We start from the raw sequence: 7,257 nt of genomic DNA on the forward strand, positions 1-7,257 counted from the left end.
ATCAGTATTTAATCATTGTTCAATCGTTATTCAAATACCCGGTTTAGGCTCGCGAAGCTTCAACTTAAAGCGCGATGCATACACCGCCTCTTCTTTCAGGTATGTTAGTTGCTCATAATTGGTACAATCCTTATAATACATCTTATAAGTCTTATTCAGTTCCGGTACCTCGATGTTAAGCCAACCACTCTTCAAAAGCGTGATAAAAGCTGTGTATTTGGCAAACCAATCGGTTTTCGTTTCGGCGGTGATCGCAAAATGCAGGGTGATGTCACGCGCCTCGAAACGAGGAATCGGCAGCACATCCGGCAATGCCTCCCCATCTTGCTCGCGATACGCAACGGCTGTATATGGCTTCATCGCCGGGGGCTTGAGTAACTCGTTATAGTTCGCATGATCCCCGGCTTTGAGTTCGGTCAGGTAAGCCCCATAAGTTGTATATACATCCTGTCCGTTTATCAGTAGTAGTCCTTCCAATACCTGTTCCATCTTATTGCATTTTAAATCCGTCACGTTTCAATTCCGAGATATCGGCGGCCATCTGCTCCAAATACTTGCAATAAGCCGTGTTCTCAACTATTTTAGAGAGTGCGTCAATGGCTTTGCCCATGATCATGGAGATATCCTTCACCGTATCGTCAATATTGCTTACATGCCCTTGTACAGAGGTAAACAGCCCTTCGAGCTTCGTGCCCTGATCTTGTGTTATCGTAGTGAAGTCTCCGGCTTTGCCACTTTGTGATGTTGTTGACTCCCACCCGAAGTCCTTTGCCATATTGTCCCTGGCGGCCGTCATGGCTTCGATGAGCTCTTTATATTTCTTCTGAATATCGTCGGATTCAGTTTTCGTTATATCGATTCCTCCGGCCGATTGATCATCGGCAGCAGAAACCCAGAGTTGATACAGGCTGTCGATCTCTTTCTGGAAGTTCTTGGCAACCATTGCACCCAATATCGATTTTCGAAGATATTCTCCAAAGTTGTTTGCCATATCGGCGGCAGACATATCCATATTTGCCAGATTCTCAATAAAACCATCATAGAAACTATCGTAAGATATTCCGGTAATGGCCTCCTGCCATTTGTCAATAACATCTTTCCCCTTGTCTCCTGCATCGATAATGGCTTGAAGGGCTTTTTGCTGCTCTTCAGGGAGCTTCGCCCAAAACTCCTTATATTGGTCACGAATGATGGTTAACTGCTTACCCGACAACGTGGATAGTAATCTGGATGAAAGCAGATCATCTCCACTGGCGTTTATACCCATTTCTTTCACAATGGTTGCCCAGGTATCCATTCCCGTAAATCCCATCATTTTATTTCCGCTCTCGTAGGCTATTTTCCGGTATACATCCGTTTGTTTGTTCAGCTCTACCATTGCTTTCCTGGCGCTGTCAATGGCAGAGAAACCATAACCGAACTTAATACCCTCTTTTTGTTTGTCTATGATCTTATCGTAGATATCAACGATTCCGTTCAGTTGTTCAATGTATTTTCTCCTTTTCGCTTCCTCATCTTCTCCTTTGAACAGTTCGGCTATTTTGGTGGCTATCTGTATGGCAGTGCTGATGATGGCCAGGATAACAGACGCTTTTTCAACATTGCTAATTGCAGTGGCCGATGTATCGGCAACCGCTTCTATTCCATTCATAACAGACATAGTAAAGCCGCTGATATCACCGATCAGGTTGATAATCTGACCCGACTGTCCTCCGACGGAGTCTCCTACGTCTTTTATGGAGGAAAAGAGTTCATTCATTTCGTCATTGACCTCTTTCTCCGCCTTCTTTACTCTGGCACTCGACCTGGCAACATTATCTTGTGCCCTGCTGTAGTCCTGAGCAGCCTTAGTAGCGGTCAGATACGTTTTTTCAGATTCGATTTTACCCGTGTCTTTATTGAACTTACTTGCTTTCACACCTGTAACCACCTGTTCGCCACGCTGCACTGCAATTAGTTGCTGTTGAGCCTTGGCAAGCTCCTGTTCTGCCTCTGCCAACTCCGCTTTCCGGTCGGCAAGCGTTTGGAAAGGGTTGCGGGCGTCCAGTTCATCCATGATCTCCTGAATGGTGGTTGTGTACTCACGGAGCTGATCGGGAGACAACACTTGTGCGGCGGCACTCTTGGCATTCTCCAGTTGCGCCAGCAGAGAGCTTAACGTATCCGATGAAGTCTCTTTGAGGTTTTCAAAGGCACGTACGTATTCGGGAGTCTCTTTGAGTTGATTGAAGTCCAGCTTAATGAGTTCTTTCCCCTTATTGGCGGTAGCTTGGGCGATGGCACGGTTCGTCTGTTCTACCTTTGCCGTATCGCCTTCTTGCTGCGCTTTATCACGCTCTTTCTGTATCTTTCTGATATCTTCATTAAACTTCTTTTCGATAGATAAACGTTGGTCGGTATAATCCTGATACTTTCCCACTAAACTATCGAAATCTTTCTTCTGCTTGTCGGCATACTCTTTTTCAATATCAACAAACTCTTTTACATAGACCTCCGAAGCTCCTTTGCGCTGTTGGCTTGCTTGAGAGGTAACTGCATCTACCTGTTCCTTTGAAACGGGAAGCCCTTGTTTTTTCGCTTTGGCCAAGGCTTCGAGACGTTCCCGCTCTTCCTGATCGATTCTCAGTAGCTCCGCGTCAAAGCGGGCACGGGCAGCAGCCTTTTCCTTGGCAGCACCTTTCTCCATAATAGAGACTTTCATCTCTTCGATCTTTTGACGGGCTTTGAGCTCTGAATCGGAAATTTTATCGATTAGGTTTTCTTTGTTCTGTGTCGTTTTATTCGGTGTAAATTCTTCGTTCTCTATTTTTATAGCTCTTAAATTCAACTCTTCTGCTTCTTTGAGTAACTCTTCTTTTCTCGTATTTTTTTCTTCTAATGCATCATTGTAGGCAACCATCGCAGGGTCTGAGCCAAATTGATTTTTAGTACTACCTGTAATAAAGTTATCTAATTTTCCACCCTTACCAAACCAAGGGCGTTTTTCATTCGGACCTTCAGCCTCTATCTTTTTTATCTCGGCATCCACATTGACGGCTTCACTTATTAACGATTCCGCTTTTTGCTGAACGAAAAGCATCTCAATATATTTCGCCGATTTTGAGGTCAGTGTATCGTACCACTCAGATAATGTTTGGTAAGTCCCAAAAGTATTTCCATATTTACTATTCAGGTTGTCAATCAAAGACTTTTCTTCTTTTCTATTTCCATTGAACGTGCGTATAGCAGCTATTGAAGCATTTATTGAAGCAGTTGTTTTTACTGCTGTTGAGACAGCATCTTTCTCTACCTCATTCAACTTTAGTCGTGCTTCTCGAGCCTCGTCCATCGCATTTTTGCCAAAAAGAAAACTCTTTCCCCAAGCTATAATATCTTTTCCATACATGGATAGTAAGGTGATTCCTGCCACCATTGCTGTCTGCCATGAAAAAATAGAAGACAACACCTGTTTCCACACCGGAACAGCCGTCTTTCCTGCTTTTGTTAACGCATCATACTCTGTTCGAGCCATCCTTAGATTATCCGCCAATATCGGCAAGTTGTTCGATATCGCCAGAAAGAACATATTTGCTCCCATTGTCAGCGATGGTAACTCACGCGCCACTTGCTGAATACTAAACCCGAGTCCGTTAAATTGCGAAGCAGCAGCACGGGGCACCGACGGGTGAACGATGGGTGCGTCTGCCCCTCTTCTCTTGACCTCTTCCAACTCAAGGAGCTTGGCTTTTAGTTCGTCAATCTCTTTCTTGAGTGCTTCCATCATGGCGATGTTGTCCGTTTGGTCGGCAATGGTTTGGGTCGTGCCGGCAAACTGTGTTTGCATCTCCTTAAGCACCTTTTCCAACTGACGGATCATCACTGTATTGTCCTGAATGCTCTTCTCGACCACACTCATGTTGCCGATGACAGATTGCATACCCTCTTTGGTATTGTCGCGAGAGATAAATTCTAACAGTACAGGTTCCATGCGTTATTCTTTGGTTTCTTTGAGTTTTGTTTGAAAGAATGCCAGTGAGCTACCTCGCTGCCGGGTTCCCTGTCCTTCTTCCTCTTTTTTCTTCTTTACGTATCGCGGTGCGTCGGCGGCCATCAGCAGCAAGGTGGGGTAATTGACTTTCCACAGCAAGTGGTGCAAGCTCCATCCCGTAGCTGATGCAATCTGCCAGAGCATACCAAAGGGGCTATGGGAACCTTCCATATGGCCCGTTAACTCCCCTTTTCCGGTTGGCTCAGCCTCGGTTTCATCAGGTTCGTCGCCTGTGCCGAGCTGATAATAGTCATAAAATCCTTTGGGTTGAGTAGCTTGAGCATCTGAAACCAAGCCTCTTGCAGAAACCCGGGATGCACCCGCCAGCGAAGCCACCAGGCAACAGGCTTGCAAAAGAGCATTCCGCTCAGGTAGCCACGTACCAATGTCAATGCCACCATCTCACTCACCGCCTTGCCATGAACCGACATGAACTCCATGTTCTGTTCAAAAGTGTTTTCCTTCAACTGCTCATAAGATACCCCCATTTTGAGGTACTTGCGATCAATCCGAAGCTTTGAACCATAGCAAGGTACGCGCATCACCACCCGTCGGGGCTTCTTCTTGCTGCCAAGGTATCGAAGTGGGCGGACAGGAATTGCCACACCCACATCGAGCAATATATCGGCTGCTCTGAGTTCTACTTCACTCATGGTTATTTAGCCTGAGTAAGTTCGATGGTTGCTGTTTTTGCCGAATCAGTTGCCAGCGTCAACGTGATGGTACCTGTTTTGACAGTCGATCCGTCATTGGCGGCAGCCGTGATCACCAGGAAGTTTCCATCCTGAACGATGGTAAACCCGGCTGGAGCAGCCGATACTGTCAACGCGCCCGAAGAGCTCATGCGTACCACTTTGGTGCCACCCGCTTTAACAAACTGAACCGTACTGTTATCTACCGATACATAAGGCTCTGCCATACCGATGGAGAAAGGAGACGTACCGCCTGTCGGAGTGATTACTTCCGCCTCACAATCCAGGTACAGGTTACCCGAGTTGCCCAGTTTACCACGTACAACCGCGTTGAGAGACAACATCTTGATATCGATCAACTGACCGGTTCCCGTTTTGATCTGTGCAGGCCCTTCGATAGTCACCACATCCGATGGAGCGTCCCATTTATCGCCCGTAGCCGTACCACCTGCCAATGCCACACAATTCTCTGCAAGGAGTTGTATCATCTGGAAGGTGAACATGTTGGTGCCCGGAGTAGCAAGTACCTTCTTTACCGGGCCACCCCGACGCTGTGCGGCAAACAGTTTATTATAGGTAGGCTTGTCGCCTCCCCAGTCAATGCCTTCCTGAGAAATCAAACCAATTGTTTTCCCGCCCATGACTAGTTCGTCAAGCAGCATGATGTGTCCGTCATTTACTTTTTCCATAATTTTATACTTTTTCCGTTTATATACTTTTTAAGTGCTATTAAAGCGGCCGCACCGACCGATAATTGTCCGATCCGAATCCAGAACCATTGCCATCCGGTGGGCTCGTTGACGATCTCAGGAGGCTTTTCTGATACTTCGGTAGCGTCCCGTATCCGGGTCAACTCTTCGGTGAGCCTGATTACTTCCCTGGCGAGTGAGTCGCAGGTAGCCGTTATAGTGAGTGTATCGCCTTCACCCCGTCGGATATCCAACGAAGCCTGTCCGCTACGCTTGTTATAACCTGTCCCGATCGGCAACTGTGTAAGAGCGTTCATCGGTATATCCATCTTCGCCACGCTCATGGGTACAGGCACCAGGCTCTGCTCGAATCTTTTTTCGACTGCCAGACTGTCGCTGCGGTGGGTCGAGGTCAATCCGTTCGGACTTCTGCAACTCATCGCGCATAGGGCAATCAGCAAAGTGCACGCAACTGGTCGCTTTCTGAATGGTTTGATTAAGCTGTCGAACAGCTTTATACAATCTTTTATTTTCATTCTGTAGTTCGATTAATGTACCGGATATGTTGTCGTACATATCCTTGTAAATGTCATTCTTCTCTTTCGCTTCACGGGCTTTCCTCACATCGCGATAGAATATCCATCCTAAAACGGTTCCGGCACTGCCTACAGGAACAAGCCATTGAAGTATCTGCATTATTAAATCCGTAGACATGCCTTCTTCTTTTTAGAGGTTTTACAATAGTTCCCAGCCTGCTTCCACGTCTGCCATGACAGCCCGTTTGCCATTCTCTACTTGACTCATGGCAGCCGCCAGGCGGCACATGGTCTCTTTGTCGTTGATGTCGACCACATGGTCGGCACCCATCCCCGTCAGTGTTCGCACCGTAGCGATATAGCTTTGTGTATCGTTCTCACTGGGTGGTGCCCACCGGCTGATCATGGTGCGGATGGTACGGCAGTTGTTCAACCTCGAGTAGTTTTGCAGCAACTTGATCATGGCGCGATAACCGTAGGCCATGCTCTTAAATTGTTTGAAAGCCGAGTCGGTGGAGGGGATGATCTCCCCCTGCCACTCGGTTTTACTCTTACGGATATTGCCCGGATTGTTGTTACGTAGTCCTCTCATGGCTTTATTCCGATATGGCGGTTTCACCCAGTTTGATGTATCCGTTTCCGTCCCACATCAATGTGGTTACTTTCTTTCCGGCACACTCCACGCCTTTCACTGTTGCCGCTCCGGCTCCTCGGTTGGATAAGATCAACATAGTTCCCGGCTGAACGGTGGTCTCTACTTGGACAGTAATTGACGTGGCACTATTCACCTCTGCCAGCGTCGGGCTGCAATCATGCGCCAGTTTGTTATCTACTACCCCACGCTTGATGGCGATGGGAAAAACAGTGGTGACACAACGCTCACCCTCCTCGTTGTAAGGAGCGAAGAAGTCAAAACTTCTCCGCGATTTCATGTTAATGTGGCTCATAACTTCTTAATTAAGCTTTGGTTGAATAAATTGCACCGAGGTATTTACCGTTGATAGGCAAGGCAATACCGCGCATATTGAAACCGACGATATCACCACGATATTCGGGGTCATTGAGTCGATAGTACATATCGGCTGTGCCTTTGGCGCGACACACCGAATCCTTGTGGTAGGCAAAAGACGCAATGGCATCCGTTGCCGATACAGGAGCATTCCAAGCCAGTTTCACTCCGGTAGTTCCATTGAAACGAGGTGTTTCCGAATAAATCTCTACCTTGAAATTGAAGAGACGGTTGGTAGAGAAGAAGGTTTTATACATATCCATATCCTGCAACTGCAAATCGGATACATGATAAGGATGTAACA

9 protein-coding genes and 1 pseudogene are annotated in these 7,257 nt (G+C 46.9%); all 10 read right to left on the minus strand.

Annotated features, from left to right (window positions below):
* Positions 1 to 30 precede the first annotated feature (30 nt).
* Positions 31 to 489: a hypothetical protein gene (locus TY03_RS19525; protein ID WP_042373044.1), complete on the minus strand. Its 459-nt coding sequence runs from the start codon at positions 487 to 489 to the stop codon at positions 31 to 33.
* A 1-nt stretch (position 490) separates the two neighbouring features.
* Positions 491 to 3,967, minus strand: a complete 3,477-nt coding sequence (locus tag TY03_RS19530) for a hypothetical protein (RefSeq protein WP_042373046.1) — start codon at positions 3,965 to 3,967, stop codon at positions 491 to 493.
* Positions 3,968 to 3,970: 3 nt separating this feature from the next.
* Positions 3,971 to 4,198 carry a hypothetical protein gene (locus TY03_RS22080; protein WP_230202006.1) on the minus strand — a complete coding sequence of 76 codons (228 nt, stop codon included), beginning with the start codon at positions 4,196 to 4,198 and terminating at the stop codon, positions 3,971 to 3,973.
* Between the two features lie 8 nt (positions 4,199 to 4,206).
* The gene (locus tag TY03_RS19540; RefSeq protein WP_042373049.1) at positions 4,207 to 4,680 is read right to left on the minus strand and encodes a hypothetical protein; all 474 of its coding nucleotides are present in this window, start codon (positions 4,678 to 4,680) and stop codon (positions 4,207 to 4,209) included.
* A 2-nt stretch (positions 4,681 to 4,682) separates the two neighbouring features.
* Positions 4,683 to 5,408: a BACON domain-containing protein gene (locus TY03_RS19545; RefSeq protein WP_042373050.1), complete on the minus strand. Its 726-nt coding sequence runs from the start codon at positions 5,406 to 5,408 to the stop codon at positions 4,683 to 4,685.
* Positions 5,396 to 5,725, minus strand: a complete 330-nt coding sequence (locus TY03_RS19550; RefSeq protein ID WP_230202007.1) for a hypothetical protein — start codon at positions 5,723 to 5,725, stop codon at positions 5,396 to 5,398. Before TY03_RS19550 ends, TY03_RS19545 begins: the two co-directional genes overlap by 13 nt.
* Complete coding sequence (locus TY03_RS19555; protein WP_042369725.1) at positions 5,685 to 6,122, minus strand: hypothetical protein; 438 nt, start codon at positions 6,120 to 6,122, stop codon at positions 5,685 to 5,687. Before TY03_RS19555 ends, TY03_RS19550 begins: the two co-directional genes overlap by 41 nt.
* 21 nt (positions 6,123 to 6,143) lie before the next feature.
* Positions 6,144 to 6,536: a structural protein P5 gene (locus TY03_RS19560; protein ID WP_042373092.1), complete on the minus strand. Its 393-nt coding sequence runs from the start codon at positions 6,534 to 6,536 to the stop codon at positions 6,144 to 6,146.
* A 4-nt stretch (positions 6,537 to 6,540) separates the two neighbouring features.
* On the minus strand, positions 6,541 to 6,891 hold the full coding sequence (locus tag TY03_RS19565; RefSeq protein WP_042373051.1) for a hypothetical protein: 351 nt from the start codon (positions 6,889 to 6,891) through the stop codon (positions 6,541 to 6,543).
* Positions 6,892 to 6,901: 10 nt separating this feature from the next.
* Positions 6,902 to 7,257: pseudogene (locus TY03_RS22735) on the minus strand (hypothetical protein); the annotation flags it as partial.

Origin of the sequence: Bacteroides neonati (genome assembly GCF_000499785.1) — a bacterium.
Taxonomy (GTDB): domain Bacteria; phylum Bacteroidota; class Bacteroidia; order Bacteroidales; family Bacteroidaceae; genus Bacteroides; species Bacteroides neonati.

Excerpts from the sequence above, each read along its gene's own strand:
- TY03_RS19530 (WP_042373046.1), bottom strand. The coding sequence starts at position 3,967 with ATGGAACCTGTACTGTTAGAATTTATCTCTCGCGACAATACCAAAGAG.
- TY03_RS19560 (WP_042373092.1), bottom strand. The coding sequence starts at position 6,536 with ATGAGAGGACTACGTAACAACAATCCGGGCAATATCCGTAAGAGTAAA.
- TY03_RS19545 (WP_042373050.1), bottom strand. The coding sequence starts at position 5,408 with ATGGAAAAAGTAAATGACGGACACATCATGCTGCTTGACGAACTAGTC.
- TY03_RS19525 (WP_042373044.1), bottom strand. The coding sequence starts at position 489 with ATGGAACAGGTATTGGAAGGACTACTACTGATAAACGGACAGGATGTA.
- TY03_RS19550 (WP_230202007.1), bottom strand. The coding sequence starts at position 5,725 with ATGAACGCTCTTACACAGTTGCCGATCGGGACAGGTTATAACAAGCGT.
- TY03_RS19555 (WP_042369725.1), bottom strand. The coding sequence starts at position 6,122 with ATGTCTACGGATTTAATAATGCAGATACTTCAATGGCTTGTTCCTGTA.
- TY03_RS22080 (WP_230202006.1), bottom strand. The coding sequence starts at position 4,198 with ATGGAAGGTTCCCATAGCCCCTTTGGTATGCTCTGGCAGATTGCATCA.
- TY03_RS19565 (WP_042373051.1), bottom strand. The coding sequence starts at position 6,891 with ATGAGCCACATTAACATGAAATCGCGGAGAAGTTTTGACTTCTTCGCT.
- TY03_RS19540 (WP_042373049.1), bottom strand. The coding sequence starts at position 4,680 with ATGAGTGAAGTAGAACTCAGAGCAGCCGATATATTGCTCGATGTGGGT.